This is a genomic window from Rhizobium sp. M10, from assembly GCF_002531955.1.
GTDB classification, from domain to species: domain Bacteria; phylum Pseudomonadota; class Alphaproteobacteria; order Rhizobiales; family Rhizobiaceae; genus Rhizobium; species Rhizobium etli_C.
This window is the reverse complement of sequence record NZ_NWTA01000030.1, coordinates 1-24,551: the sequence shown is the minus strand read 5'-3', so window position 1 is coordinate 24,551 and position 24,551 is coordinate 1. Positions and strand designations below refer to the sequence as shown.

General features: G+C 62.5%; 26 protein-coding genes and 2 pseudogenes. 12 read left to right on the top strand and 16 right to left on the bottom strand.

Annotation, left to right across the window (positions count from 1 at the left end):
• Window positions 1–25: 25 nt before the first annotated feature.
• Window positions 26–592, top strand: a complete 567-nt coding sequence (locus tag CO671_RS29575; RefSeq protein WP_097608884.1) for an AAA family ATPase — start codon at window positions 26–28, stop codon at window positions 590–592.
• Between the two features lie 14 nt (window positions 593–606).
• Here CO671_RS29575 and CO671_RS29570 read toward each other — a convergent pair whose 3' ends face one another.
• Window positions 607–1,242, bottom strand: a complete 636-nt coding sequence (locus CO671_RS29570) for a VUT family protein (protein ID WP_097608883.1) — start codon at window positions 1,240–1,242, stop codon at window positions 607–609.
• A gap of 111 nt (window positions 1,243–1,353) precedes the next feature.
• Complete coding sequence (gene rpmB, locus CO671_RS29565) at window positions 1,354–1,653, bottom strand: 50S ribosomal protein L28 (protein ID WP_004679586.1); 300 nt, start codon at window positions 1,651–1,653, stop codon at window positions 1,354–1,356.
• 241 nt (window positions 1,654–1,894) lie between these two features.
• On the opposite strand from rpmB, the gene CO671_RS29560 reads away from it, so the two are divergent.
• Both CO671_RS29560 and CO671_RS29555 read left to right on the top strand, forming a co-directional pair.
• On the top strand, window positions 1,895–2,674 hold the full coding sequence (locus tag CO671_RS29560) for a DUF3108 domain-containing protein (RefSeq protein WP_097608882.1): 780 nt from the start codon (window positions 1,895–1,897) through the stop codon (window positions 2,672–2,674).
• Between the two features lie 30 nt (window positions 2,675–2,704).
• Complete coding sequence (locus CO671_RS29555) at window positions 2,705–3,595, top strand: EamA family transporter (protein ID WP_097608881.1); 891 nt, start codon at window positions 2,705–2,707, stop codon at window positions 3,593–3,595.
• A 19-nt stretch (window positions 3,596–3,614) separates the two neighbouring features.
• Here CO671_RS29555 and CO671_RS29550 read toward each other — a convergent pair whose 3' ends face one another.
• Window positions 3,615–4,037, bottom strand: a complete 423-nt coding sequence (locus tag CO671_RS29550) for a cupin domain-containing protein (protein ID WP_097608880.1) — start codon at window positions 4,035–4,037, stop codon at window positions 3,615–3,617.
• The gene (gloB, locus tag CO671_RS29545; RefSeq protein WP_097608879.1) at window positions 4,037–4,807 is read right to left on the bottom strand and encodes a hydroxyacylglutathione hydrolase; all 771 of its coding nucleotides are present in this window, start codon (window positions 4,805–4,807) and stop codon (window positions 4,037–4,039) included. The genes CO671_RS29550 and gloB overlap by 1 nt, the downstream gene beginning before the upstream one ends.
• Before the next feature lie 53 nt (window positions 4,808–4,860).
• On the opposite strand from gloB, the gene CO671_RS29540 reads away from it, so the two are divergent.
• The 4 genes and pseudogenes from CO671_RS29540 (at window position 4,861) to CO671_RS29525 (ending at window position 8,156) form a co-directional block, all read left to right on the top strand.
• Complete coding sequence (locus tag CO671_RS29540) at window positions 4,861–5,637, top strand: class I SAM-dependent methyltransferase (protein WP_097608878.1); 777 nt, start codon at window positions 4,861–4,863, stop codon at window positions 5,635–5,637.
• 80 nt (window positions 5,638–5,717) lie between these two features.
• On the top strand, window positions 5,718–6,827 hold the full coding sequence (gene hisC / locus CO671_RS29535) for a histidinol-phosphate transaminase (protein WP_097608877.1): 1,110 nt from the start codon (window positions 5,718–5,720) through the stop codon (window positions 6,825–6,827).
• Window positions 6,824–7,750, top strand: coding sequence for a prephenate/arogenate dehydrogenase family protein (locus CO671_RS29530; protein ID WP_097608876.1), 927 nt, complete (start codon window positions 6,824–6,826; stop codon window positions 7,748–7,750). Before hisC ends, CO671_RS29530 begins: the two co-directional genes overlap by 4 nt.
• 8 nt (window positions 7,751–7,758) lie before the next feature.
• A pseudogene (locus tag CO671_RS29525) lies at window positions 7,759–8,156 on the top strand (GNAT family N-acetyltransferase).
• Window positions 8,157–8,171: 15 nt separating this feature from the next.
• On the opposite strand, the gene CO671_RS29520 reads toward CO671_RS29525, so the two are convergent.
• Window positions 8,172–9,188: a DUF2125 domain-containing protein gene (locus tag CO671_RS29520; RefSeq protein ID WP_097608875.1), complete on the bottom strand. Its 1,017-nt coding sequence runs from the start codon at window positions 9,186–9,188 to the stop codon at window positions 8,172–8,174.
• A 49-nt stretch (window positions 9,189–9,237) separates the two neighbouring features.
• On the opposite strand from CO671_RS29520, the gene CO671_RS29515 reads away from it, so the two are divergent.
• Entirely contained in the window at window positions 9,238–9,780 is a 543-nt protein-coding gene (locus CO671_RS29515) for a gamma-glutamylcyclotransferase (protein ID WP_097608874.1), read from the top strand.
• Between the two features lie 74 nt (window positions 9,781–9,854).
• Here CO671_RS29515 and CO671_RS29510 read toward each other — a convergent pair whose 3' ends face one another.
• From CO671_RS29510 to ftsE, 4 genes are all read right to left on the bottom strand, one after another.
• Entirely contained in the window at window positions 9,855–10,652 is a 798-nt protein-coding gene (locus CO671_RS29510) for a 1-acyl-sn-glycerol-3-phosphate acyltransferase (RefSeq protein ID WP_097608873.1), read from the bottom strand.
• Between the two features lie 198 nt (window positions 10,653–10,850).
• Complete coding sequence (locus CO671_RS29505; protein ID WP_170965074.1) at window positions 10,851–11,567, bottom strand: YdcF family protein; 717 nt, start codon at window positions 11,565–11,567, stop codon at window positions 10,851–10,853.
• A gap of 67 nt (window positions 11,568–11,634) precedes the next feature.
• Window positions 11,635–12,648, bottom strand: coding sequence for an ABC transporter permease (locus tag CO671_RS29500; protein ID WP_097608871.1), 1,014 nt, complete (start codon window positions 12,646–12,648; stop codon window positions 11,635–11,637).
• On the bottom strand, window positions 12,641–13,300 hold the full coding sequence (gene ftsE, locus CO671_RS29495) for a cell division ATP-binding protein FtsE (RefSeq protein ID WP_004671394.1): 660 nt from the start codon (window positions 13,298–13,300) through the stop codon (window positions 12,641–12,643). Before ftsE ends, CO671_RS29500 begins: the two co-directional genes overlap by 8 nt.
• Before the next feature lie 206 nt (window positions 13,301–13,506).
• Between ftsE and CO671_RS29490 the strand changes: the two genes are divergently transcribed.
• From CO671_RS29490 to CO671_RS29480, 3 genes are all read left to right on the top strand, one after another.
• On the top strand, window positions 13,507–14,151 hold the full coding sequence (locus tag CO671_RS29490) for a hypothetical protein (RefSeq protein ID WP_097608914.1): 645 nt from the start codon (window positions 13,507–13,509) through the stop codon (window positions 14,149–14,151).
• A 131-nt stretch (window positions 14,152–14,282) separates the two neighbouring features.
• Window positions 14,283–14,825 carry a hypoxanthine phosphoribosyltransferase gene (gene hpt / locus CO671_RS29485; protein ID WP_004671390.1) on the top strand — a complete coding sequence of 181 codons (543 nt, stop codon included), beginning with the start codon at window positions 14,283–14,285 and terminating at the stop codon, window positions 14,823–14,825.
• 176 nt (window positions 14,826–15,001) lie between these two features.
• Entirely contained in the window at window positions 15,002–15,361 is a 360-nt protein-coding gene (locus CO671_RS29480; RefSeq protein ID WP_010028815.1) for a response regulator, read from the top strand.
• 69 nt (window positions 15,362–15,430) lie between these two features.
• On the opposite strand, the gene CO671_RS29475 is transcribed toward CO671_RS29480, so the two are convergent.
• The 4 genes from CO671_RS29475 to argH form a co-directional block, all read right to left on the bottom strand.
• Window positions 15,431–18,073 (bottom strand): TIGR02302 family protein, encoded by a 2,643-nt coding sequence (locus tag CO671_RS29475; protein ID WP_097608870.1) that lies wholly within the window; start codon window positions 18,071–18,073, stop codon window positions 15,431–15,433.
• Between the two features lie 163 nt (window positions 18,074–18,236).
• The gene (lysA, locus tag CO671_RS29470; protein ID WP_097580686.1) at window positions 18,237–19,505 is read right to left on the bottom strand and encodes a diaminopimelate decarboxylase; all 1,269 of its coding nucleotides are present in this window, start codon (window positions 19,503–19,505) and stop codon (window positions 18,237–18,239) included.
• Window positions 19,506–19,516: 11 nt separating this feature from the next.
• Window positions 19,517–19,711 carry a lipoprotein gene (locus tag CO671_RS29465; RefSeq protein ID WP_004671378.1) on the bottom strand — a complete coding sequence of 65 codons (195 nt, stop codon included), beginning with the start codon at window positions 19,709–19,711 and terminating at the stop codon, window positions 19,517–19,519.
• 153 nt (window positions 19,712–19,864) lie between these two features.
• A complete protein-coding gene (gene argH, locus CO671_RS29460; RefSeq protein ID WP_097608869.1) occupies window positions 19,865–21,268 on the bottom strand; it encodes an argininosuccinate lyase in 1,404 nt (467 codons plus the stop codon).
• A gap of 23 nt (window positions 21,269–21,291) precedes the next feature.
• On the opposite strand from argH, the gene CO671_RS29455 reads away from it, so the two are divergent.
• On the top strand, window positions 21,292–21,954 hold the full coding sequence (locus CO671_RS29455; RefSeq protein WP_097608913.1) for a TlpA disulfide reductase family protein: 663 nt from the start codon (window positions 21,292–21,294) through the stop codon (window positions 21,952–21,954).
• A gap of 179 nt (window positions 21,955–22,133) precedes the next feature.
• Here the strand turns inward: CO671_RS29455 and CO671_RS29450 are convergent, their stop codons facing one another.
• From CO671_RS29450 to CO671_RS29440, 3 genes and pseudogenes are all read right to left on the bottom strand, one after another.
• Complete coding sequence (locus tag CO671_RS29450; RefSeq protein WP_010031432.1) at window positions 22,134–23,015, bottom strand: 3-hydroxybutyryl-CoA dehydrogenase; 882 nt, start codon at window positions 23,013–23,015, stop codon at window positions 22,134–22,136.
• Window positions 23,016–23,256: 241 nt separating this feature from the next.
• Window positions 23,257–24,186, bottom strand: coding sequence for an electron transfer flavoprotein subunit alpha/FixB family protein (locus tag CO671_RS29445; RefSeq protein WP_097608868.1), 930 nt, complete (start codon window positions 24,184–24,186; stop codon window positions 23,257–23,259).
• A gap of 25 nt (window positions 24,187–24,211) precedes the next feature.
• Window positions 24,212–24,551, bottom strand: a pseudogene (locus CO671_RS29440) (electron transfer flavoprotein subunit beta/FixA family protein); the annotation flags it as partial.

Here is a 24,551-nt window from a genome sequence, read left to right as displayed (position 1 = left end):
AAGCGGCGGTTTTCGGAGGAAAATCATGGTGCATATTCATGTGATGGGTGCGTCCGGTTCCGGCACGACGTCGCTCGGCCGTGCGCTTTGCGAAAAGCTGGATATCGCCCATCTCGACACCGACGATTTCTTCTGGCTGCCGACCGATCCGCCATTCACGACACCGCGGGATGCCGGCGAGCGCATAAGGCTGCTGCTCGAGGAGACGCGGCGGCCCGGCGGCTGGGTTCTTTCCGGATCGGCGCTGAAATGGGGAAGGCCGCTCGAGCCGCTCTACGATCTGATCGTGTTCCTGAGGATCGAACCGGAGCTTCGAATGGCGCGAATCCGTGCGCGCGAGGCGGCGCGATACGGAAACAGGATCGGGCCTGGCGGCGACATGGAAGCCAAAAGCGGAGAATTCCTGGAATGGGCGGCAAGTTATGATACGGCCGGTCCGGAACGCCGCAGTCTTGCAGCGCATGAGCAATGGCTGGAGACGCAGACAGCGTCCGTCCTCAGGCTCGATTCATCGCGGGAACTAGATGATCTGGCTGCGGAGGTACTGCTGCACCCCGCCATCGCCGCCGGTGCGGTCCGGCGGCGTCGGTGACTTCTCCGCCGAGTTCAGTTGGCGCGGGCGGGCTGCATCGGCCGCAACACGTTCATCAGCGCGCCATAGGGCAGCAGCATGACCAGGCCGACGATCATCTTGACGGCGAAATCGCCGATCGCCCAGGAAATCCAGCGCGGCGCCTCGGCAGCGAAAGCGCCAAGGATGGGAGCCGCCTCCAGCGCAAAAGGCTCGTTCGGGCCGAGGAAGACGAAAAACGCGGCAAAGGAAAGCGAAAAGAACATCACCGTATCGAGCGCTGAGCCGATCAGCGAGCCGATGAGCGGCGCGCGCCACCAGGCCTGGCGGCGAAGGCGGTTGAAGACGGCGATATCGAGCAGCTGGCCGGCGAGATAGGCCGAGCCGGAGGCAATGGCGATACGCGGCGCTGAGGTGAAAAAGGAGAGGCTGACGCCGACGACGAAACCGGCAAGGACCACTTTGCGGGCGGCCTGCGGGCCGAACTGGCGATTGGTCAGATCGGTGATCAGGAAGGCGACCGGATAGGAGAAGGCGCCCCAGGTCAGGATGTCAGCGAGGTTGATGCCGGCGACTTCGGCGTTCAGCGGAAACTGAACGAGGAAGTTGGAGGCGACGACGACGAGCGTCATCAGCGCGACATAGGCGATGGTATAGCGGGTCTTCAGCATTTTTTTATCCTGGGTGATGCCACCAGTTGGAGAGACGATCCGGCAAAGCAAAAGGCTTGTCCGGTTTCACCCGTTCAAGCCTTTGAAGCCTTATGCAAGAAGGGCGGAAGCTTAGGCAGCAACAGCCGCTTCGGCGGTCTTCTTGACGATCTGGCGGCGCAGCAGACGTGCGCGCATCGACAGTTCGTTTTCGCTGGCCTTCAGCAGGAAGGCATCGAGGCCGCCACGATGCTCGACGGAACGAAGAGCAGCAGCCGAAACGCGAAGACGATAACGCTGGTTGAGAGCGTCGGAAATCAGCGTTACCTGGCACAGGTTCGGCAGGAACCGGCGCTTGGTCTTGTTGTTGGCATGGCTGACATTGTTACCAGTCAGGACGGCCTTGCCGGTCAATTCGCACACGCGGGACATGGAACACCTATTCTTGTTTTTCTCGGGCCATCGAATTGCCATCCCCGGCAAAACCGGGCTCGCAATCCAACAGGCATGATTGGAAAGTTGCGGTTCTATAGTCAGAGAGCCTGCTCGCGTCAAGCCAAACCTTGGCCTTTCCCGCAATTCTGTCAAAAAGCTGCTGTTTTCTTCCCGGCATGGCGGGCGTATAGAGCGTTTCGGCAAGGACTGCCGCGCGCGGCAAGACAAGGCTTCACACATGGCTCATTCGGGCAGACGCATTTTCATTTCGGCCATCGCCGCGCTTCTTGCCATACCGGCATCGGCGGCCGAGATCCAGCACCGAACGGTATACCGGGTGACGCTTGCCGGCCTGCCGATCGCGCGCGCCGCGTTCCTGACGCAGATCGAGGACGATCACAGCTACACGATCGCCGGCGATATCAAATCCGCCGGCCTTGCCGATCTGGTCACGACCATCTCGGCAAAGACCAGCGTCAGCGGCGTCGTCCGTAACGACCGGCTGCAGGCGCTGAAATATTCGCTCTACTACAAGAAAGGCAAGAAAGCCCGCGTCTACGAGGTCAGCTATCGCAACGGCGATATCATCTCGGCGACGACGACCCCGCAGCCGAAGCGGCCGAAGAACTGGATCGACGTTACACCGCGCGACATGCGCTCGGTGCTCGACCCGATCTCCGGCCTGGTCTTCACCGGCGACACCAAGGTCTGCTCGCAGACGCTGCCGATCTTCGATGGCGAGACGCGCATGGATCTGGTGCTCTCGCCGAAGGGCGACAAGGATTTTTCGACCGACGGCTTCAAGGGCAAGGCGGTTGTCTGCGGCGTGCGCTTCGTGCCGCGCTCGGGCTACAAGAAGGGCCGCAAGGATATCGACTATCTGAGCAAGAGCGACCGCATGGAAATCTGGTTTGCCAAGTCGGACGCGGCAAATGTATATGCTCCGGTCTATGTGCGCATTCCAACCGAATATGGAATGGTGACGATCACTGCCGTCAAATACGGCAGCGTCAGCTGACGGAGCTTTCGCCTCCGTGAAGGGGGACAGGTGAAGCTTCGCGCGACGTTGATCGGTTTTGCGGCCATTCTGATGTGGTCGTTCCTGGCGCTGTTTACGGCTGCTTCGGGCAAGATGCCGCCGTTCCAGCTTTCGGCCATCTGCTTTGCGATCGGCAGCGTCCCCGGCCTCGTCGTGCTTATTCTCAACCCGTCGCGGCTGACGCTGCTGAAGCAGCCGGCAAAGGTCTGGCTGACCGGCATTGCCGGGCTCTTCGGCTACCATTTCCTCTATTTCACCGCGCTCAGGAACGCGCCGGCGGTGGAAGCGGGGCTGATCGCCTATCTCTGGCCGCTGCTGATCGTCGTCGGCTCGGCGCTGCTGCCGGGCGAACGGCTGCGCTGGTATCACGTGGCGGGCGCGCTGGCCGGGCTTTGCGGCACGTTCCTGATCGTCGGCCGCAACGGCATCGATTTCGACGGCGCCTATGCCGTCGGTTACGGCGCCGCCTTCCTCTGCGTCTTCACCTGGTCGGGCTATTCGCTGTTGACGCGCCGCTTCGAGGCGGTCTCCACCGACGTCGTCACCGGTTTCTGCCTTGCGACCTCAATCCTGTCGTTCTTCTGCCATCTCGGCCTCGAGGCGACCGTCTGGCCGGCAACGGGCTTCGAATGGATCGCCGTCATCGGGCTCGGGCTTTTGCCGGTCGGCGCTGCCTTCTACGCCTGGGATTACGGCGTCAAGAACGGCGATATCCAGATCCTCGGCGCGGCAAGTTATGCAGCACCGCTGCTTTCGACGCTGATCCTGACGCTGTTCGGATTTGCCGAGCCGAGCTGGCGGATCGCGCTCGCCTGCCTGCTCGTCACCGGCGGGGCGGTGCTGGCCGCCCAGGAGATGTTCCGTCGCAAGTCCCGGCCGCGGCCGGCCGCGGCGGAATAGGTTCTAACCAGGAAAGGCTCTAGCCGCCGGGCGTCCAGCCGGGCGGGCCCATTTCGAAGCTTGAAAATACGAAACCGGGCGAAACGGTGCAGCCGACCAGGGTGAAATCGCCAAGGGTCTCGGCCGATTGCCACCAATTGGCGGGAATGATTGCCTGCGGCCGCTCGCCTGCGATCAGATTCGGTCCGAGCGTCAGGGTCTCGCTTGCCGCCCCGTCCTGCGAACGGTGCAGCGCCAGCGGCGCGCCGGCGTAGTAATGCCAGATTTCGGCGGCGTCGTGGACGCGATGCCAGTGCGAGCGCTGCCCGCTGGTCAGGAGGTAATAGATCGCGGTGGAATGTCCGCGCTCTCCGCCCGCCGTATCGCGGAATGTCTCGACGTACCAGCCGCCTTCCGGATGCGGCTGCATGCCAAGTTGCCGGACGATGTCCTCGGGCGACATCAGAAATTGTCCTTGCGCTTGCGGATCTCGGCGAAGACTTCCTCGTTCGTCTTGCCTTCCATGATCAGGTTGCGGCGGATCGCCGGATCGCCGGCGCGCAGGAAAGGATTGGTTTCCTTTTCCAGTCCCAGCGTCGTCGGGATGGTGAACTTGCCCTCGGCGCGCAAGGCTTCGATCTCGGCGGCGCGGCTCTTCAGGCGTTCATTGTCGGGATCGACCGTCAGTGCGAAGCGGGCGTTGGAGAGTGTATATTCGTGGCCGAAATAGATGGCCGTCTCATCGGGCAGCACGGCAAGTTTCTGCAGCGAATGCCACATGTCGGCCGCGGGGCGCTCGAACAGGCGGCCGCAGCCGAGAGCAAACAGCGTGTCGGCGGCAAAAAGCAGCTTGTCGTCGACGAAGTGGTAGCAGATGTGGCCGGCGGTGTGTCCCGGCGTCTCGATCACGTTGACCGTGTGGTTGCCGAAGAGGAACCTGTCGCCATCCGCCATCGTCCGGTCGAGGCCGGGAATGGCGACGGCCTCGTTGATCGGGCCGATGATTTCACAGCCGAACTGCTCCTTCAGCGCCAGATTGGCGGCAACGTGATCGGTGTGATGATGGGTGGTGAAGATATGCGTGATCTTCCAGCCGCGCCGTGTCGCCGCTTCCAGGATCGGCGCCTCCTCCGGCGCGTCGATCGCCGCGGTAAATCCCGTCTCCGGATCGTGCACGAGAACGCCGAAATTATCGGTGCGGCAGAGAAAAACGGCTAATTCCAAAGGTTTCATCGTTCAATAATCCTTTGTCCTGCGAGTCTCGCGGGAATGTAGAGGTTCCGGCCTTGAAGTCCAACCGCCCGCTGATAACATTTGTCGCAATGCACGCCGATATCGTCGACCTACGTCAGTTCTATCATTCCGACCTCGGGCGTTTTGCCGAGCAGTCGATCGCCATGGCGCTGGCCTCGCTCTGGGTGCGCCTGCCGCAGGAGCGTCTGGTCGGTCTCGGTTATGCCGTGCCCTTCCTCGATCGGTTCCAGGCCGATACCGAGCGCACCTTTGCCTTCATGCCGGCCGGGCAGGGCGCGGTGAACTGGCCGATGGGCTCGCTGTCGTCGACGACGCTGATTTTCGATGAGGAACTGCCGCTGCCGGATTCCTCGATCGACCGGGTGTTGATGGTGCATTCGCTGGAATTTGCGGAAAGCCCGCGCGAGACGCTGAAGGAACTCTGGCGGGTGCTGGCACCGGGCGGACGGCTTGTCATCGTCGTGCCGAACCGGCGCGGCGTCTGGGCCCGCATGGAGCATACGCCCTTCGGTTCGGGCCGGCCCTATTCGCGCGGTCAGCTGACGCATCTGCTGCGCGAGACGAATTTCACGCCCGGCGCGACGGCCGAAGCGCTGTTCTTTCCGCCCTCGAAACTCAGGACCATCCTGCGGCTTCGCCGCGCCTTCGAGCGGATCGGCCGGACGCTGTGGCCGGCCTTTTCGGGCGTCATCATCGTCGAGGCGCAGAAGCGGCTCTATCAGGGACTGCCGGTGGCGGCACGCGCCTCCCGCCGCGTCTTCGTGCCGGTGCTCGCACCGCACGGCGTGCCGACGACGCGCAACCGGTGAGCCCGTTCCCGGCTCTCGACAAGAACCGCATTCCGCTTTAATGCCACTGGGTCATTTTCCGGAAAATCCAAGGTCGACCCATGAGCGTTGAGATCAGCAAGCCCGTTCCGCGTCCCGGTATTCTCGATATCGCATCCTATGTGCCGGGCAAGGAACATGCGCCGGGTGTTGCCCGCGTCTACAAGCTCTCTTCCAACGAAACGCCGCTCGGCGCCAGCCCGAAAGCGATCGAGGCGGTCAAGGCGGCTGCCGATAATCTGGGACGTTATCCCGACGGGCAGGCGATCGAACTGCGCGAGGCGATCGCCGCCGTGCACGGCCTCAATCCGGCAAACATCCTCTGCGGCAACGGTTCGGACGAACTGCTCGGCCTGCTCTGCCATGTCTATCTTGGCGCCGGCGACGAGGGCATCATCACCGAGCACGGCTTCCTGGTCTACAAGATCCAGATCATGGGCACGGGTGCAACACCCGTCGTCGTGAAGGAAAAGGACTATACCGTCGATGTCGACGCGATCCTTGCCGCGGTGACGGAAAGGACGAAGATCGTCTTTATCGCCAATCCCGGCAATCCCACCGGCACCTATGTTCCGGTCAGCGAAATCCGCCGCCTGCAGGCGGGCCTGCCGAAACACGTCGTCCTCGTGCTCGATGCGGCTTACGCCGAATATGTGCGCCGCAACGACTACGAAGCCGGCATCGAGGTCGTGTCTTCCAGCTCCAACGTGGTGATGACCCGCACCTTTTCGAAGGCTTACGGTCTGGCGGCGCTGCGCGTCGGCTGGATGTATGCGCCGGCCGAGATCGTCGACGCGGTGAACCGCGTCCGTGCGCCGTTCAACCTGAATGCGGCGGCGATCGCTGCCGGTGCCGCGGCCATCCGCGACCAGGCTTTCGTCCAGCAGGCCGTCTCCTACAACCAGATGTGGGTGGAAACGCTGACGGAGGCGCTGGAAGCGATCGGACTGAAAGTCACGCCTTCGGTCGCCAATTTCGTCCTCATCCATTTCCCCGAGATCGACGGCAAGCGTGCCGCGGATGCGGACGAACTTCTGACGAGCCGCGGTTACATCCTGCGCGCCGTGCGCAGCTACGGCTTTTCCAATGCGCTGCGCATGAGCATCGGTCCTGAAGAGGCCAATCGCGGCGTCATTGCAGCACTCCGCGAATTCATGGGACGTCAGGCATGAGCGTGCTGTTTGACCGAATCGCGCTGATCGGCATCGGCCTGATCGGATCTTCGCTCGCCCACGACATTCGCCGGCTCGGGCTGACGAAAGAGATCGTCGTCGCCACACGCAGCGCCGATACGCTGAAGCGTGCGGAGGAGCTTGGCCTCGGCGATCGCTATACGACCTCTTCGGCAGAGGCCGTCAAGCATGCCGACCTCATCATCGTTTCGGTGCCGGTCGGCGCTTCGGAAAGCGTGGCCAAGGAAATCGCCGGCAACCTCCAGCCCGGCGCAATCGTCACCGATGTCGGCTCGACCAAGGCGTCCGTCATCGCGCAGATGCAGCCGCATATGCCTGAGAATGTGCATTTCATCCCCGGCCACCCGCTGGCCGGCACGGAAAAATCCGGTCCCGATGCCGGCTTCCCCGGCCTTTTTGAAGGCCGCTGGTGCATCTTCACGCCGGTCGCGAGTACCGACGAGACGGCGCTGAAGCGGCTGCGCGGCTTTTGGGAGGCGCTCGGCTCGAAGGTCGACGAGATGGATGCGGAACACCATGACAAGGTGCTCGCGATCGTTTCGCACCTGCCGCATATCATCGCCTACAACATCGTCGGCACCGCCGACGATCTGGAGACGGTGACGGAATCGGAAGTCATCAAATATTCCGCTTCCGGCTTTCGCGATTTCACCCGTCTCGCCGCCTCCGACCCGACCATGTGGCGCGACGTCTGCCTGCATAATCGCGATGCGATCCTCGAAATGCTGGCGCGCTTCTCGGAGGATCTCGCCTATCTGCAGCGGGCGATCCGCTGGGGTGAGGGCGATAAGATTTTCGAACTTTTCACCCGCACGCGCGCCATCCGCCGCTCGATCGTCCAGGCCGGTCAGGACGTCGATGCACCCGATTTCGGCCGCCCTCACGCGCTGGACAAGAAGTAATCGCCGCCATGGTGGAGGTGGCGAGCGCCAGCCAGGCGGATATCGATTGGCTGGTGCACGAGGATGCCAGCGCCGGCAGGGCATGGGTATCGCGATGTGTGGCGCTCGGCGAATATCTCGTCGCCCGGGAGGACGGCGAGATCGTCGGCTTCCTGCGCTTCTCCCGCTTCTGGGGCAGGGTTCCCTATACCTTCCCGGCCACCGCCGGTCGGGCGTCGGCACCGCGCTGTTTCTCGCCTGGGAAGCGGCGATGCGCGGCGAAGGCGCCCGCCTACTGATGACCTCGAGCGAATGCGACGAGAGCCGGCCGCAGGACTGGCATCGCCGCAACGGATTTATCGAAACCGGCGCAATCGAGCTGCCCGGTCTGCAATCGGTGCCTGAGGTTTTTTCATCAAGCACATAGCCTAAAACGGGCTGATCAGATCGGCGGTATCCGGCCGAGCGGGATGAAGCCGCTGACGGTGGCGTTGCCATGATCGACAACGAGATCGACCGACACCTTATCCTTGCCGCCGGCAAGCGATTTCAAGAGCTTGGTCGCCGTGTTGACGGTCGAGGCGATGTCCGGGAAGGTCTGCTTCAGGCTGTCGCCCCATGGTCCGAGCCGTTCGATCTCCAGCTTGAATTTTCCCGACAGGAAACCCTGTTCGTCGAAGGAGAAGGGACCGGTCAGCGTCATGACCTTGCCGTCGCCGATGTCGGCAACGATGCGGCGCAGCTCGCCGGTTGCGCCATTGAGGCCATTGGGGTCGCTGCCGTCGATCAGGCCGGCCTTGCCGGCAACGGTCAGATCGATGCTGGCGGAGAGTTTCGGGAAGACCTGGGGCCAGTCGGTGATAGCAGTATTCGCATCCTGCACGGAGATCGCGCCGTCGAGATCGGCGCCGTTCTGGCGCAGATGAATTTCCGTGCGGGCGGCATCGAAGCTCACCGTTTGGCCGGTGAAGGAAGAGACCGCCGTCGCCTTCAGCCCCTCGATGAGGGTCGAGCTGTGGTCGATGCCCTTCAGTCTGGTCACCAAGCTCGACTGCAGGTTCGCCCATTGGGCCGAGATCGAAAGGCCATTGCTGGTGCGGATCTCGGCCGGCGAATCGAGTTCCCAGACGATGTGGCCGGGCGCATAGACCTGGGCTGCCGAGCGCAGGGCGCCGAAGGTGGCGGAGACGCCGTTGACACTGTCGTCGACATCGACCTTGGAGCAGAACAGGCCGATGCGGAAGGGATAGCCGCGGAATTCGATATCGGAGCATTCGCCGCTGACGCCCGCTTGATCGCGCGGCGCGATCGCTTTCAGCACGGTGGTCTTCAACGCCGATGCCGCATAGAACCAGCCGCCGGTATAAAGCGCGATCACCAGGAGAATGCCTCCGCCCAGCAACCAGAATTTCTTGCCGCTGCTGGATTGACCGCTGCCGGATCGGCTTGACGCTGCCATGATGTTCTCCAATGGTGAATCGCAAAGTGATTCCGGTCTGGCGTGCGATATGGACGAATTTTGGGTGTTTGGCTACGGCTCGCTGATGTGGAATCCGGGCTTCGAGTTCCTGGAACGGGCAGAAGCCCTGGTGCATGGTTACAGGCGTTCGCTCTGTGTCCGTTCCTTCGTTCATCGCGGCACACGCGACAATCCGGGCCTCGTCCTCGGCCTCGACAGGGGCGGCGCCTGCCGCGGCATGGCCTTCCGTATTTCGCCGGACAGCTGGGATGAGGTGATCGAGTATCTCCGCGCCCGCGAACTTGTCACCAATGTCTATCTGGAACGCCGGGTCCGGCTGCAGTTTGCCGGCGGTCGCCGGATGGAGGCGGTGACTTACGTCGCCGATCGCGACCACGAGCAATATGCCGGTACGCTCGACGCGCTCGCGGCGGCACGGGTCGTGAACGAGGCCAGCGGCCAGTCTGGCCCGAACGATGCCTATGTCTTCAACACGCTTGCGCATCTGAGGCAGATGGGCATTCGCGATCAGTGGCTGGAGCAGGTCGTCAACGAGGTGGAACGGCTGCGGGCTGCCTGCATGATTCGTTAGATCGGTATCGATTTAAGGATAAAACTATGCAGCAACTCGAAGTGTTGTAGCGTCCTTTGCGCGTCTGAAAGACTTCAGGCCGTCGCCGCCTTCACTTTGCGCAGCGCGGTCAGCCTGGCGATCGCTGTCGGCGGCAGCGGCAGATGCGGATTGCGTTCGATGGTGTCGAGCAAGAGCTCGTCGCTTGCCCGTTCGGTCACCTCGATCAGGTGGGCGAAGAAGGCGTCCGGATCCATTCCCGGCATGATCGGCGGCAGGATCCTCACCTTGAAATGGCCGGGATAACGGCGGATGCTCCGCCTCGGCCAGAAGAGGCCGGGATGCATCGCCACCGGCACGACGGGAATGCCGAGATCGCGGTACATGCGGGCGATACCGTATTTATAGACCGGCTCTGCGCCCGGCGGACGGCGGGTGCCCTCGGGATAGATGATGAGCTGGCGGCCGGTCGAAAGCTCTTCCCTCGTGCGTTTCAGCACGTCCACCATCACCTTGCCGCGGGCACCGCGATCGACCGGGATCATGCGCTGCTTCTTGGCATACCAGCCGAAGAGCGGAATCCACATCAACTCCCGCTTCAGGATGTAGACCGGGTCCTTGAGCCTGGGCAGAAGCGCGTAGGTATCCCAGAAGGACTGATGCTTCGGCGCCAGGATGTAGCTGCCGTCAGGCAGGTTCTCCAGGCCTTCGATCTCAAAGGTCGTGCCGACGATCATACGCATCAGCCAGTGATTGGAGCGTGCCCAGTTCTTCGGGATTTCATAGGCGGTAAGCCGCGGCACCACGAAATAATAGGGCGAGAGCACGATCATCCGGATGATGAGGTTGGCATAGAAGATCGTGTTGAAGAGGACGGAACGCAGGGCGATCATGAAATTTTCCCGAGGCATGCTCACGCGACCGGCCTACACGATATTGCCCGTCATAAAAAGCATTTGATGATGCCCCAGAACAGGATTCAGATTTCAGGCCGGGCCTGAAATCTGAATCCTGTTCTAAATTAAAAGAGTTTGAGCATGATGTCGTCCGAAAACCGCTCACACTTTTCGGCATCATGCTCTGGTAAAACCTCAGTCTGCCGCGGACACGCTGGCCGAGCGTAGCCCGGTGTGGCGGCCGAAACCGGTGATGTTGCGGGCGCCGGCCAAGAGCACCTTCAGATATTCGGCCAGCATGACGCGCATCGCGTTCGGATCGGTGAACCAGTTGCGGGTCTTCAGATCCGAGTTGACGACGGGATAGGGGATGAACTCGATGTCGGGATCGACATAGGAGAGCTCGGCGAGGGTGCGCGGCATATGGTAATTGTTGGTGACGACGAGCACGCTTCTGTATCCCTTGGCGTGGATCCAGTTGGAGGTTTCCTCGGCATTGCCGATCGTGTCTATCGCGTCATGACCGATATCGACGCAGCAGGAGAAGAGATCGGCCGAGCCCTGCGTCATCTTGCGGATCTGAGCCGGCGTCGTCGTTGGGTGGACGCCGGAGATCAGAAGCCGCTTGCCGGCACCCTTCTGCAGCAGTTCCACGGCCTGGTCGATGCGCTGGTAGCCTCCTGTCAGCACGACGATCGCGTCCGCCTTCGGCTCGACCGGGGGCTTAAGCGTCGTCACGGAATCGGCAAAGCGCAGGAAGCCGCCGAACACCAGGGCGATCGCCAGAACGCAACCAAAGCCGGCCCAGCGCAACAGGCGGCGGATCGGCCCGCGTCGCGGCGGCAGGCCCGCCGGGCGATCAAGCTCCGGATCCTGCCGAATCGGGTTGCGTGTCGTATGGCCCATGGTCATGAATCGTGATTATACGCTGATTACGGCGTGGAACAGACGCTACAATGACAAAACGACATGGTCACGATCAACTTGCGATACCGTCGGTGCGCGTCGGGTCCGAGCGCAATGTATCGATTTCATAGATCGTCCGCATGACGGTCAGCCGCGCCGTGACGGTCGTCAGCAGCGCGATAACGATCATGGTCGCGAAGATGCCGGCATACCCGAGTACGCCGACCGAAAAAGTGCCGAACAGCGCGGTTGCCTGATCCGTTTCCGGCGTCGCCAGGGTGCGGCTTTGCCAGAAGCCGGCGGTGGCGAAGAAAAGAGCGGCAAGCGCGCTGCCGATCGCCGAGCCCTTGAGGCTGATCTTGAGGAAATGCTTCTGGAATTCGGTGGCGACGAAAGAGCTTTCGGCGCCGACGAAATGCAGCACTTCGACGATGTGGCGATTGCCCGACAGCGCGCCGCGCGTGGCAAAGACGACGGTGAGCACCATGGCCGAAAAGACCAGGAGCAGGACGCCGGTGCCGATCAGCACCGTCGTGTGCGCCATGGACACCAGCCGATCGACCCAGGTGCGGTGATCGTCGAGGCTCGCCTGCGGGATGCTGTCCTTCAGGAGCCCGCGCATCGCCTCGAAATCCGGCGGGTTGCTCTCGTCGATGGTGATGACGACGAGGCGGGGGACGGGCAGATCCTTGAGGTCGAGGCCGGGGCCGAGCCAGGGTTCGAGCAGACGGGCGGTGGCCGCCTCGTCGACGATCTGGCCGCTTTTGGTGCCGACAAATGTCAGCGCCAGGTCGCGCGCCTGCGTCAGCGCCTTTTCCATGTCGAGATTGTCGTCCGGCTTGATCTGGATGGTGATCTCGCGGGAGATCTGACTCTCCCAGCTCGCCGCCGTCGAACGCACCATGCTGACGCCGCCGAGCGTCAGGCAGGCGAGAAAGGCCATGATCGATATCACCACCATCAGGGCGTTGCCCTGGATGTTGGAAGGCGGCAGGATCGGCGCAGTCGGGCGCACGCGCATTTCCGGCCGCTTCTGCTGGGCCTGGGCCGGCGCCTTGTCTCGGTTTTTGGACGGGAGCTCAGTCATAGATATCGAGATGCCCCTCCGAGAGGATCATGCGGCGGGCTTCCACCTGTTCCATCAATGCCAGGTCATGGGTGGCGATCACGACCGCCGTGCCGAGCCGGTTGAGCTCGAGGAAAAGATTGAGCAGGCGCCTGGCCATCGGCGGGTCGACATTGCCCGTGGGTTCGTCGGCCAGCAGGACTTCCGGCCGATCCATCAGCGCCCGGGCGATGGCGGCGCGCTGTTTCTCGCCGCCGGAGAGCACCGGCGGCAGCACGTTGATGCGTTCGCCGAGGCCGACCCATTTCAACAGTTCCAGCACGTCGGTCTTGTAGGAGCTCTCCTCCTTGCCCCGCACCCGTAAGGGCAAAGCGACATTCTCATAGGTGGTGAGATGATCGAGCAGGCGAAAATCCTGGAAGACGATGCCGACGCGCCGGCGCAGCAGCGGCAGCTCGGGGCGGGGAATTTCGGAAATATCGCGCCCGAACATGCGGATCAGGCCACGCGTCGGCTGCAGCGACATGAAGAGCAGCCGCAGCAGCGATGTCTTGCCCGCGCCCGACGGGCCGGTCAGGAACTGAAAGGATTTCTTCGGAATGTCGAAGGTCAGGTCCCGGAGGATTTCCGGGCCCATGCCATAGCGCAAACCGACATTCTCGAAGTGAATCAACGGGCAGCTCAGTCTGTTGTGGGTTTCACCGTGCGACTTGTTAACCAACACCGTTAACAGCCGGTAAATTTTGCCGGAAAGACGCCCGTTTGATGGCAATCTTTGCGAAGCATTAACCATTAAAATTTACGACTGAGCAGGATTCGTTTCAATGCCAAGATTAGCGCTGGCAGCGAAACCATGTGGACATCTGCGAGGCAGCCACCATGGAAGCATCCTTTTTCAGCCGCCGGACACCGGTCCAGGCCTATGATTTCCTGCCGCCCGAACCCGCAAGCTGCCAGTACCGCAATCCGCGCCCTGCCGATATTGCCGACGCCGAATTCGTCACGCTCGGCAAGGTGCGGCCGCGGGAATTCACTGCAAGGACCCATAACGACAACCGCAAGCGGGCAGGCGCCGCACAGCCGCCGCTTCGGCCGGCGATGGCTGCTTCTCTTCTGCGGGAGGCGGAGACCTGGCTGCAACGCGCGTCGATGCGCAGTTTCGCCGTACTGGTGCTGGCGCTTGCCGTGCTCGTCTTCGGGCTTGCGGGTGGCTTTTCCGGCCTGTCGGGCGGCCGAGCCTATTCCGGAGCGCCGCTGCATTTCACCCATGTGACGGCGACGCCGCGTGATGCGAACGGCATGCGCCTGCTCGTCATCAACGGCATCATCGAAAACGACAGCGGCACGACGCAGACGCTGCAGCCGATCCGCGCCGATCTCGTGACCGACGAGCGGCTGACCGCGAGCATCGTCATCAACCCGCCTGTTGACGTCATCTATAGCGGCCAGAGCCGGGGCTTTTCGGCGCGCGTTCAGCATGCCGGCGGAAAGATGCCGGAGGTTCGGCTTTCCTTCCTGCCATAGAAGCACCACCGGCGCGCCACGGCCAATTCCTGCAGCAGGTCGCGCCAATCCGGTTAATTTCTAGCCGGCGAGGCTGTTTCAGGCGCGCATATGTGCTAACGGCTTACCCTTCTTTTCATGGAGAAGCCCCTATGCCTGTCGTGCGCGGAAAAAATATCGAGCCGCTCTTCACCGCCGAACAGATTGCCGAACGCAATCATGCGATGGCGCGGGAGATCGCCAACGGTCCGACCAAGGACCTGCTCGTCATCGCCGTGCTCAAGGGCTCCTTCATTTTCGCCGCCGACCTGATCCGCGCCCTGCATGACACCGGGCTTGCCCCGGAGGTCGAGTTCATCACGCTGTCGAGCTATGGCAGCGGTACGGTCTCGCAGGGCGTGCGCATCGTCAAGGATATCGACAGCGATGTGCATGGCCGCGACGTCCTGTTGATCGACGATATCCTCGAATCCGGCCGGACGCTGCTGTTTGCCAAGGAGCTGCTGTTCGAGCGCGGCGCACGCAACGTCACGATCGCCGTGCTGCTCGACAAGCGCGTCAAGCGCAAGGAAAAGCTGGAGGCCGATTATGTCGGCTTCGAATGCCCCGACTATTTCGTCGTCGGCTACGGCATGGATGTCGCCTATGCTTTTCGTGAACTGCCCTTCGTCGGCGTGGTGACCGGCGACGCCTGATCGGGAGTATTGCAGCGCCTTAGAAACGGCTCTAGCACGTCTGAAAGAGGCGCCGCGCCGCGCTGACACTCGAGACGGGTTGTTAACCATCCCGTCCATCGCTTCGCCATCTTTACCGATCGAAAAGGAAAGTCTGGTGATTTCCGTCGCGGGGCTGAAGACGGAGCAATGCACATATGGCAAGAATTCTGATTACGGAAGACGAGGACTCCCTGCGGTCTTTCGTAGCCCGGGCGCTCAGGCTCGACGGTCACGAGACGGATGAAGCGGCCGATGGCGCCGAGGGGCTGGAGAAGCTCAAGGATGGGGTCTACGACCTGCTGCTTTCCGATATCCGCATGCCTGTGATGGACGGCATCGAGCTCGCCCACCAGGCCAAGGATGCCTTTCCTGCTTTGAAGATCCTGCTGATGACCGGCTATGCCGAGCAGCGCGAACGCGCCGACGATCTGGCCGAAAAGATCATCGACGTCGTCGCCAAGCCATTCGCGCTTCCCGATATCCGCAAGGCGGTTGCCCGGGCGCTGGTCGCCTAACGCCTGTTCAAAATTTCACGCGTAACCCCGAAAATCGATTGCGATTTTCGGGGTTACGCGCTTGAGCGCCTATTGGATATCCAGCAGCCGTTCGAGATATCGCCGTTCCATTTCCTGCGGCGGATTGTTGCCGAGCTTTTCGCGGATCGCATCGAGGATTTCCCGCGCCCGCTGAACGTCGATTTCGTCAGGCACCTTCACGCCGTCGTCCTCGATATATCTCTCGCTCATGCGCGGCCGGCCGAGCGGATCGCGGCCGTTCTGCTCGCCCTGGCCGACCTGGCCGTTCGGGCCTTGTCCCTGCTGGCCCTGCTGCGCCTGCATCATCTGGTTCATCATGTCGCGGGCGCCCTGGCGAAGCGCTTCCAGCGCGCGGCCCTGGTTTTCGATGGCCGGTTGGCCGCGGCCCTGGCCGAGTTCGCGGCCGGCGCCTTCCATCTCGCGTTGCGCCTGGCCGAAGCCGGGGCCGGGCTTCATGCCCATCTCGCCCAACTTTTTCTGCAATTCGCCCAGCTGCTTGCCGAGCCCATCCTGCTGGGCGCGCAGCTGTTTCAGCGCCTCGCGCAGCTGTTCGGCCGTCATCTGGTCGGAGGGCTGCTGGCCTTCCTGGCCCTGTTGCTGCTCCTGCGGCTCGCCGTTTTCGCCAGGGGCCATCTCGTCGAGCAGCGGATCGTTTTCGCCCATTTCGGGTTCGCCGCGCTGCATGCGGTCCTTGAGCTGCTGATCGAGGCGGAAGGTCTGTTCCATCAGCTTCTGCTGGTCGCGCAGGATTTGGCCGAGCTTGTCGATCTGCTTGCGGGCCTCACTGTTCTCCTGGCTCTGCTGGCCGCGCTGCGGCCGGCCGGCCTGCAGATTGTTCATCATGCGCTGCAACTCCGACAGCATCTGCTGGGCCGCGTCGCGGTTGCCGGAGCGGGCGAGATTCTCGATCTGGTCCATCATCCGTTCTAGATCCTGCTGGCGCAGGAAGTTCTGGGCGTTCTGGTTCGGCTGCATCGGCGCATTCTGCATGCGCTCGGCAAGCTCGCTCAGATAGTCCTGCATCGCCTTGCGCAGTTCGTCCATCAGCTTCTTGATCTCTTCGTCCGGCGCGTTGCGGTTCAACGCATCGGCAAGGTTCTGCTGGGCCTGGCGCAGCTTGCGCTCGGCAAGGGAAAGATCGCCGTCCTCCATGCCGAGAGCTATTTCCCAGAGATATTGGGCCGTATCCTTCAGCGCCTCCTCGCTCTTTGCGAGCTTCATGCGCGCCAAGGCGGATTCCAGCAACAGGTAGTTGGTGAGCTTGGGGATGGTCTCTTCGGGACGGATGGTCAGCGCTTCGTTCAGCGCGATCGCCTGCGGCATCTTGCGGGTGTCGAGGGCGAAAACCTGCCGTTCCTCGGCGACGGCCGCGGCAAGCGGCTCGTTGAAGGGCCGCGACGGCAGCGTCATCTCGTACGGCGGGCTGCGGCCGGTCTGGCCGGCTCCGTCCTTGGCAACAAGCGTCACGCGCACGCGTTTGCCGGCGAGCGGATGTTCGGTCAGGTTCCGGCTGGTCACACCCTTGGCGTCACGGGCGTTACGGCGGGGGATATCCAGCCTGTACTCCGGCAATGGGTAAAGAGGCGTTGCTTTCGGATCGGTTTCGAGCGGTAGGATCTCCGCATGAGCCTCCTGGGCGCCGTAGTCGTCCTTGACGGTGAAACCAATTTCAAGCGCGCCGTTGACGCTGGGCTTCGGCAAGCCGTCAAAGGCAATTTCCGGCGCCTTGTCGGGAAGGATGTCGAAGCTCCAGCGGCGGCCGCTGACTTCGAGCGTGCCGTTCTCCTCGAGCTTCATCGCATGCGTCTGCGCGATGGCGGCCTGGCCGGCCGGTGCGGCATCCGGCTGGTTGCCGGCCGCCGCAGCTGTCTGGCGCGGGCTTGCGTCCGCCTGCACGGCGATCTCCTGCGTCTGACCGTTCGCTTTGCGGAACACGACCTTTTCGGCCGTCTTTCCGCCGCTGACGCGCACGGTGAGAGCGGAAAACTGCGGAATGCCGATCGGCGCCTGTTCACTGCCGTCGGCGGTCAGGTAGACCGGCGCGCGGCCGGTATAAGAAGGCGGCGTCACCCAGGCGTCGATGCGCACCGCCGGATCGACCGTCACCTGTTCGGGCGCTGCCTGCAATGCGTCACTGACCGAACCGCCATTGATCGACAGCGAATAAGCAAAGGCCGTGACGACAAGCAGCGCCGGAATGGCGCGCAAGGCGAAACGGTCATGCCTGGCAATGTCAGGCCTCGGCATGCCGGCGTCGAGCGCTGCGATCTTTTCGGCCATGCGCAGCTGGTGCTCGCGCCAAAGCGCCCGGGCGAAGGGCGCATCGAAGGCCGGTTCGTCTTCCTGGACGGTGACCGGCTGGTGCGGCAAGCCGTTGCGTTCTTCCAGCATGCGGTCGGCTTCGGCGATCCTCGGCCAGCGCAGATTGCGGAAGGGAAGGAGCGCGACAAGGAAAGCGAGAGCGAAAGCGATCAGCAGAAGGACGCGCAACCAGTCCGGCACGCTGCGGAAGACGCCGAACCAGGAGGCGGAGAGATAAAGGGCGGCGACCGACAGGACCGGCAACAGAGGTGGCAGCAGCTGCTCGCAAAAAAGCACGATGCGCGCCAGCAGACGTTTCGTCGTCACCAGCCGGGCAAGGGCAGGGCGGAGCGCAAAAGCACCTTTCTTCTGCCTGAAGGGGCTTGTCATCGGTCCGGTCTCCGCGATCTGACGTGGAACAGAGGGCGCTTCCGGCGATTGCGGGGCAATACGCTCATGGCTGACAAGGATAACACTCTTTGTGGCGAAGGCGAGGGCGAGCGGCCGGCAATACCGGCTTTTCACGTTTATTCGCCAAAAAGTGATGGCCTTGTCAGTCGAGCCAAGCCGGAACCGAATCGAGGCTGATCAGCTCGGCATAGGTTCTACGCGGTCGTATCGCATGGAAATCGCTGCCCTTGACCAGAACTTCGGGGACCAGCAGGCGGCTGTTATAGGTGCCGGCCTGGACGGCGCCATAGGCGCCGGCAGTGCTGACGGCCAGCAGATCACCGGGCTTCGGCATCGCCATTTCGCGGTCGAGCGCCAGATAGTCGCCGGTCTCGCAGACGGGGCCGACGACGTCGGCGCGGATGCGCGGCGCATTCGCCGCCGAAATCGTCACCGGGCGGATTTCGTGATAGGCCTCGTAGAGCGTCGGGCGAATGAGATCATTCATCGCGCCGTCGACGATGACGAAGGTCTTCTCGCCGCCGTCCTTCACATAAAGCACCTCGGTCACCAGAATACCGGCATTGCCGACGATCAGGCGGCCGGGCTCGGTGATGACCTTGCAGTCCAGATCGCGCAGCTGGTTTTTGACGATCGCTGCATAGGCATCCGGCAGCGGCGGCGGATTGTTGTCGTCCTTATAGGGGACGCCGAGGCCGCCGCCGATATCGACATGATCGATCGTGTGGCCGTCGGCGCGGAGCGTCGCGACAAGGTCGCGCAGCAGCTTGAAAGCGTCGTCGAAGGGCTGCAGCTCGGTGATCTGGCTGCCGATATGCATGTCGATGCCGGTGACCTCGATGCCGGGCAGCTTGGCGGCATGGGCGTAGATCGCGCGGGCGCGCTCCCAGGAGATGCCGAATTTGTTTTCCTTCTTGCCGGTCGAGATCTTCGAATGCGTCTTTGCGTCGACATCCGGGTTGATACGGAAGGAGACGGGAGCCTTCTTTCCGGCGCTGACGGCGCGTTGGTTGAGGATTTCGAGCTCGGGTTCGGATTCGACGTTGAAGCAGTAGATGCCGGCCTCGAGCGCGAAATCCATCTCGGATGGGGTCTTGCCGACGCCTGAAAACATGATGCGGCTTGCCGGAATGTCGGCTGCGAGCGCGCGGCGCAGTTCCCCTTCCGAGACGACGTCGATGCCGGCGCCGAGGCGACCCAGCGTCTTCAGCACCGCCTGGTTCGAATTCGCCTTCATCGCGTAGCAGACCATCGAGTCCATATCGGCGAAGGCTTCGGAGAAGACCCGGTAATGGCGTTCCAGGGTGGCGGTGGAATAGACGTAAAACGGCGTGCCGACCGCCTTGGCGATCTCGGGAACGGGAACGTTCTCGGCGTGAAGGATGCCGTCGCGGTGCTCGAAGTGGTTCACGGGCTTATGCCTTAAAGAAGAGGATCGAGAAGGAAGGGCTTGTCAACGGTTCCCGGCTGTTTCGTCGGCTTGGAAACGTCGCCTTCTTTCGTTGCCGCAGCACTCGGCGGGTCGAGATCGCCCTTACGCCCGCATCCGGCAACGGCAAGGCCGATGACGGCGATGACTGCCGTCAAGCGAATGAGGTGCGGCAAGCTCTTCTGCATGGATATCCTCTTGTACGAGATATGACGGACATCGTTCATTCCGAACGATGGACATCTTCATAGCGAAGTTTCTCCGCCTTGTGCACCCTGATTGTTGGACGGTCTCTCCCCGTGCGGGGGAAGGGCGAAGCGGCGTTTCGCTTCGCCTTTCTTTCAGTTGCGGGCGCGCCAGAAGGCGATCTGCTTGCGCACCTCGGAGGGGGCCGTGCCGCCGAAGCTCTTGCGGCTGGCGACCGAGGCTTCGACCGTCAGCACGTCATAGACCTTGTCGGTGATATCAGGATGGATCGCCTGCAGGTCGGCGAGCGGCAGCTCGGCCAGGTCGCAGCTCTTGCTTTCGGCCAGCGCGACGGCGCGGCCGGTCACGTGATGGGCATCGCGGAACGGCAGGCCGGCTTCGCGCACCAGCCAGTCGGCAAGGTCGGTCGCCGTCGAGAAGCCGGAGCCGGCCGCCGCCTTCATGCGCGCGGTGTTGACGGTCATGTCGCGCACCATGCCGGTCATGGCGGCGATCGCCAGCTCCAGGCTCTCGGCTGCGTCGAAGACCTGTTCCTTGTCTTCCTGCATGTCCTTGGAATAGGCGAGCGGCAGGCCCTTCATGATCGTCAGCAGTGCGATCAGCGAGCCGTTGATGCGGCCGGTCTTGGCGCGCACCAGTTCGGCCGCATCCGGGTTCTTCTTCTGCGGCATGATCGAGGAGCCGGTCGAGAAGGCGTCGGAGAGGCGCACGAAACCGAACTGCGGCGTCGACCAGATGACGATCTCTTCGGCCAAGCGCGACAGATGCATGCCCGTGATCGCGGCGATCGCCAGGAATTCGATGGCGAAATCGCGGTCGGAAACCGTGTCGATGGAATTGCGGGTCGGCTCGCGGAAACCGAGCGCCTTGGCCGTCATGTGGCGGTCGATCGGATAACCGGTGCCGGCAAGGGCGGCCGCACCGATCGGGCTTTCGTCCAGATGTTCGATGGCATGACGCACGCGCGAGCGGTCACGGCCGAACATTTCGACATAGGCCATGCAGTGATGGCCGAAGGTGACGGGCTGGGCGGTCTGCAGATGGGTGAAGCCCGGCATGACGCTTTCGGCATGTTCCTCGGCGCGATCGAGGAAGGCGGCAATCAGGCCGGTCAGCATCTTCTCGGTCTTCTCGAGCTCTTCCTTCACCCAGAGGCGGAAGTCGAGCGCGACTTGGTCGTTGCGCGAGCGGGCGGTGTGCAGCCGGCCGGCAGCCGGTCCGATCAGCGTCGCCAGGCGCGCCTCGATATTCATGTGGATGTCTTCGAGCCGGCGCGAGAATTCGAAATTGCCGCTTTCGATTTCTGACAGGATCGTGTTTAGCCCGTGAACGATCTTGTCCTTATCCTCGGCCGAAATGATCCCCTGATGGGCGAGCATCGTCGCATGGGCGATGGAACCGCGGATATCTTGCGCGAATAGCTTCTTGTCGAAACCGATCGAGGCATTTATCTCCTCCATGATCGCGTCCGGGCCGGAGGCGAAGCGCCCACCCCACATCTGGTTGGAGGATTTGGTGTCCGTGTTGCTCTCGGCCATGGATGCCCGTCCTGGAGAATGAAATGACGACAAAAAAACCCTTCGGTCTGCCGTCGGTAAAACTGATCGCAATCGCCGCCGTTGCAGGCGTTGTTGCCGGTGCGGCAGCGGTATACGTGAAGGAGACGGGGATTGGCAATGGCATCGGCGATACCGCTTCGGCCGAATGCCCGCTGGCGCGGGAACGCGCCGCCACTCTGGCGCCGCTGATGAAGGGGCAGGTTGCCGCGATGGTCGCCGCCAGCGAGCCGCGCAAACTGACCGCGGTGTCCTTCAACGGCCCTGACGGCAAGCCGCTGACGCTCGACCATTTCGCCGGCAAGACCGTGCTGCTCAATCTCTGGGCCACGTGGTGCGTGCCCTGCCGCGAAGAGATGCCGGCGCTGAACGCACTGGAAAAGCAGATGGGCGGCGACAAGTTCCAGGTCGTGCCGGTCAATATCGATACCGGTGATGACGAAAAGCCGAAGACTTTTCTGGCCGAGACGGGCGTCGATGCGCTGCAGCTCTACCGCGACAATACGATCGGCGTCTTCAATAGCCTGAAGAAGGAAGGTCTCGCCTTCGGCCTGCCGGTGACGCTGCTGCTCGACGACAAGGGTTGCCTGATCTCCGCCATGAACGGACCCGCCGCCTGGGACAGCGAGGACGCCAAGACTTTGATCAAGGGTGCGATCGGATCGTAAGGATATCGGTCAGGAGTCGCCATTTCCTCTGATCAGGAAAACGCCGGCAATTCCGATCAGGACGCAGCACTGCAGCAGGAACATCGGTGTTTCAGTCGACATGGCGTTTCCTCCCATTCACGGCAAGGAAAGCATTTCGCGGGCGTCCGGTCCATTCGCCCTTTTTGGTGATGTCCCGCTTAGCGTGTCGGGACGGGCACTTCGCCGCGATAGTCGTAGAAGCCGCGGCCGGATTTGCGTCCGAGCCAGCCGGCTTCGACATATTTCACCAGCAACGGGCAGGGGCGATATTTCGAGTCCGCCAGGCCGTCATGCAGCACCTGCATGATCGACAGGCAGGTGTCGAGGCCGATGAAATCGGCAAGTTGCAGCGGCCCCATCGGATGGTTGGCGCCGAGCTTCATCGCCGTATCGATGGCGTCGACCGTGCCGACACCTTCATAGAGCGTGTAGATCGCTTCGTTGATCATCGGCAGCAGGATGCGGTTGACGATGAAGGCCGGGAAGTCCTCGGCGACGGTAATGGTCTTTTCCAGCGTGCCGACGAATTCCTTGGCGGCGGAGAAGGTCTTCTCATCGGTGGCGATGCCGCGCACCAGTTCGACCAGCTTCATGACCGGCACCGGGTTCATGAAATGAATGCCCATGAAGCGTTCGGGGCGGTCGGTGGCGGCGGCAAGCCGGGTAATCGAAAGCGAGGAGGTGTTGGTGGCCAGCAGCGCTTCCGGCTTCATCACCGGGCAAACCTGACTATAAATCTTGCGTTTGACGCTTTCGTCCTCGGTGGCCGCTTCGATGACCAGATCGGACGGAGCGAGGTCGTTGACATCGGCGGAGCCGGTGATGTGCGACAAGGTCGATTTACGTTCCTCATCGGTCATCTTGCCGTTCGTCACCAGGCGGGCAAGATTGCCGTTGATGGTGGCGAGGCCGGATTCGATGCGGTCCTGCGAGAGATCGTAGATGTGGACCCTGTACCCTGCGGCGGCCGAAACATGCGCGATGCCGCAGCCCATCTGGCCGGCACCGATGATCCCAATATTCTTCAACACCGCACTCATCTCCAAACCCCCGCTCGGCAGTCGCCCCCGCGTTGCCGCACTATTTTAGCATTACTGCCGGACGAAAGATCGCCCGGCAGCAGATAAAAGACAATTTTCCAGTCATTCGCAAGTGCGAAAGAAAAGCATTTGGGGGCTTTGAAGCGCGTTGCGATCTTTCCGATTCGCCTGGCGCGCTTCAGGTCTTTGCTTTTATGCCTATGTCGTCGCAAAACCGCCGTGCAGTTTTGCGCGGTATGCCCTACAGCGCCTTCTGCAATTCCGGCAGGGCGTCGAACAGATCGGCGACGAGGCCGTAGTCGGCGACCTGGAAGATCGGCGCCTCCTCGTCCTTGTTGATGGCGACGATCACCTTACTGTCCTTCATGCCGGCCAAGTGCTGGATGGCCCCGGAGATGCCGGCGGCGATATAGAGATCGGGCGCCACCACCTTGCCGGTCTGGCCGACCTGCCAGTCGTTCGGGGCATAACCGGCATCGACGGCCGCACGACTGGCGCCGACGGCAGCCCCGAGCTTGTCGGCAACCGGCAGGATGACCTCCTTGAACTTCTCAGCCGAACCCAATGCCCGGCCGCCGGAGATGATGATCTTCGCCGAGGTCAGCTCCGGACGGTCGGAGGCCGACAGCGCATCGGCGACGAAGCGCGACAGACCCGGATCGGAGATCGCTGCGATCGCCTCCACCGTTGCCGAGCCGCCTTCCGCGGCGGAGGCAAACGAGGCGGTGCGCACGGTGATGACCTTCTTGGCATCGCTTGCCTGCACCGTCTGGATGGCATTGCCGGCATAGATCGGCCGCTTGAAGGTATCGGGGCTGACGACCTCGATGATCTCCGAGACCTGGGCGAAGTCGATGAGGGCAGCGACGCGCGGCAGCACGGTCTTGCCGACCGAGGTGGCGGCCGAGACGATCGCGTCATAGCTGCCGGCGAGCGAGACGATCAGATCGGCCAGCGGTTCGGCGAGATTGTTGGCAAGCGCGTCGCTTTCGGCGAGCAGCACCTTGGTCACGCCGGAAAGCTTGGCGGCCTGATCGGCCGCCGCCTTGGCGGCCTTGCCGGCGACCAGCACATGAATATCGCCGCCGATCTGGGAGGCCGCCGTCAGCGCCTTGGCGGTCTGGTCGGAGAGGTGATTGCCGTCATGGTCGGCCAGAAGAAGAATGGTCATGATAGTTGCTCCTGTTCCAACCCGATTACAGCACGCCGGCTTCGTTCTTCAGCTTGTCGACCAGTTCGGCGACCGACTTGACCTTGACGCCGGCCTTGCGGCCGGACGGCTCCTCGGTCTTCAAGACCTTCAGCCGTGGCGTCGTATCGACGCCGAAGTCGGCCGGGCTCTTCTTGTCGAGCGGCTTCTTCTTCGCCTTCATGATGTTCGGCAGCGAGGCATAACGCGGTTCGTTCAGGCGCAAGTCGGTGGTAATCACCGCCGGCAGCTTGATCTCGATCGTCTGCAGGCCGCCATCGACCTCGCGGGTGACCTCAGCCTTGCCGTCGCCGATCTCGATCTTCGAGGCGAAGGTCGCCTGGGCC

Excerpts from the sequence above, each read along its gene's own strand:
- CO671_RS29575 (WP_097608884.1), top strand. The coding sequence starts at position 26 with ATGGTGCATATTCATGTGATGGGTGCGTCCGGTTCCGGCACGACGTCG.
- CO671_RS29570 (WP_097608883.1), bottom strand. The coding sequence starts at position 1,242 with ATGCTGAAGACCCGCTATACCATCGCCTATGTCGCGCTGATGACGCTC.
- rpmB (WP_004679586.1), bottom strand. The coding sequence starts at position 1,653 with ATGTCCCGCGTGTGCGAATTGACCGGCAAGGCCGTCCTGACTGGTAAC.
- CO671_RS29560 (WP_097608882.1), top strand. The coding sequence starts at position 1,895 with ATGGCTCATTCGGGCAGACGCATTTTCATTTCGGCCATCGCCGCGCTT.
- CO671_RS29550 (WP_097608880.1), bottom strand. The coding sequence starts at position 4,037 with ATGTCGCCCGAGGACATCGTCCGGCAACTTGGCATGCAGCCGCATCCG.
- gloB (WP_097608879.1), bottom strand. The coding sequence starts at position 4,807 with ATGAAACCTTTGGAATTAGCCGTTTTTCTCTGCCGCACCGATAATTTC.
- hisC (WP_097608877.1), top strand. The coding sequence starts at position 5,718 with ATGAGCGTTGAGATCAGCAAGCCCGTTCCGCGTCCCGGTATTCTCGAT.
- CO671_RS29530 (WP_097608876.1), top strand. The coding sequence starts at position 6,824 with ATGAGCGTGCTGTTTGACCGAATCGCGCTGATCGGCATCGGCCTGATC.
- CO671_RS29520 (WP_097608875.1), bottom strand. The coding sequence starts at position 9,188 with ATGGCAGCGTCAAGCCGATCCGGCAGCGGTCAATCCAGCAGCGGCAAG.
- CO671_RS29515 (WP_097608874.1), top strand. The coding sequence starts at position 9,238 with ATGGACGAATTTTGGGTGTTTGGCTACGGCTCGCTGATGTGGAATCCG.
- CO671_RS29510 (WP_097608873.1), bottom strand. The coding sequence starts at position 10,652 with ATGATCGCCCTGCGTTCCGTCCTCTTCAACACGATCTTCTATGCCAAC.
- CO671_RS29505 (WP_170965074.1), bottom strand. The coding sequence starts at position 11,567 with ATGACCATGGGCCATACGACACGCAACCCGATTCGGCAGGATCCGGAG.
- CO671_RS29500 (WP_097608871.1), bottom strand. The coding sequence starts at position 12,648 with ATGACTGAGCTCCCGTCCAAAAACCGAGACAAGGCGCCGGCCCAGGCC.
- CO671_RS29490 (WP_097608914.1), top strand. The coding sequence starts at position 13,507 with ATGGAAGCATCCTTTTTCAGCCGCCGGACACCGGTCCAGGCCTATGAT.
- hpt (WP_004671390.1), top strand. The coding sequence starts at position 14,283 with ATGCCTGTCGTGCGCGGAAAAAATATCGAGCCGCTCTTCACCGCCGAA.
- CO671_RS29480 (WP_010028815.1), top strand. The coding sequence starts at position 15,002 with ATGGCAAGAATTCTGATTACGGAAGACGAGGACTCCCTGCGGTCTTTC.
- CO671_RS29475 (WP_097608870.1), bottom strand. The coding sequence starts at position 18,073 with ATGACAAGCCCCTTCAGGCAGAAGAAAGGTGCTTTTGCGCTCCGCCCT.
- CO671_RS29465 (WP_004671378.1), bottom strand. The coding sequence starts at position 19,711 with ATGCAGAAGAGCTTGCCGCACCTCATTCGCTTGACGGCAGTCATCGCC.
- argH (WP_097608869.1), bottom strand. The coding sequence starts at position 21,268 with ATGGCCGAGAGCAACACGGACACCAAATCCTCCAACCAGATGTGGGGT.
- CO671_RS29455 (WP_097608913.1), top strand. The coding sequence starts at position 21,292 with ATGACGACAAAAAAACCCTTCGGTCTGCCGTCGGTAAAACTGATCGCA.
- CO671_RS29450 (WP_010031432.1), bottom strand. The coding sequence starts at position 23,015 with ATGAGTGCGGTGTTGAAGAATATTGGGATCATCGGTGCCGGCCAGATG.
- CO671_RS29445 (WP_097608868.1), bottom strand. The coding sequence starts at position 24,186 with ATGACCATTCTTCTTCTGGCCGACCATGACGGCAATCACCTCTCCGAC.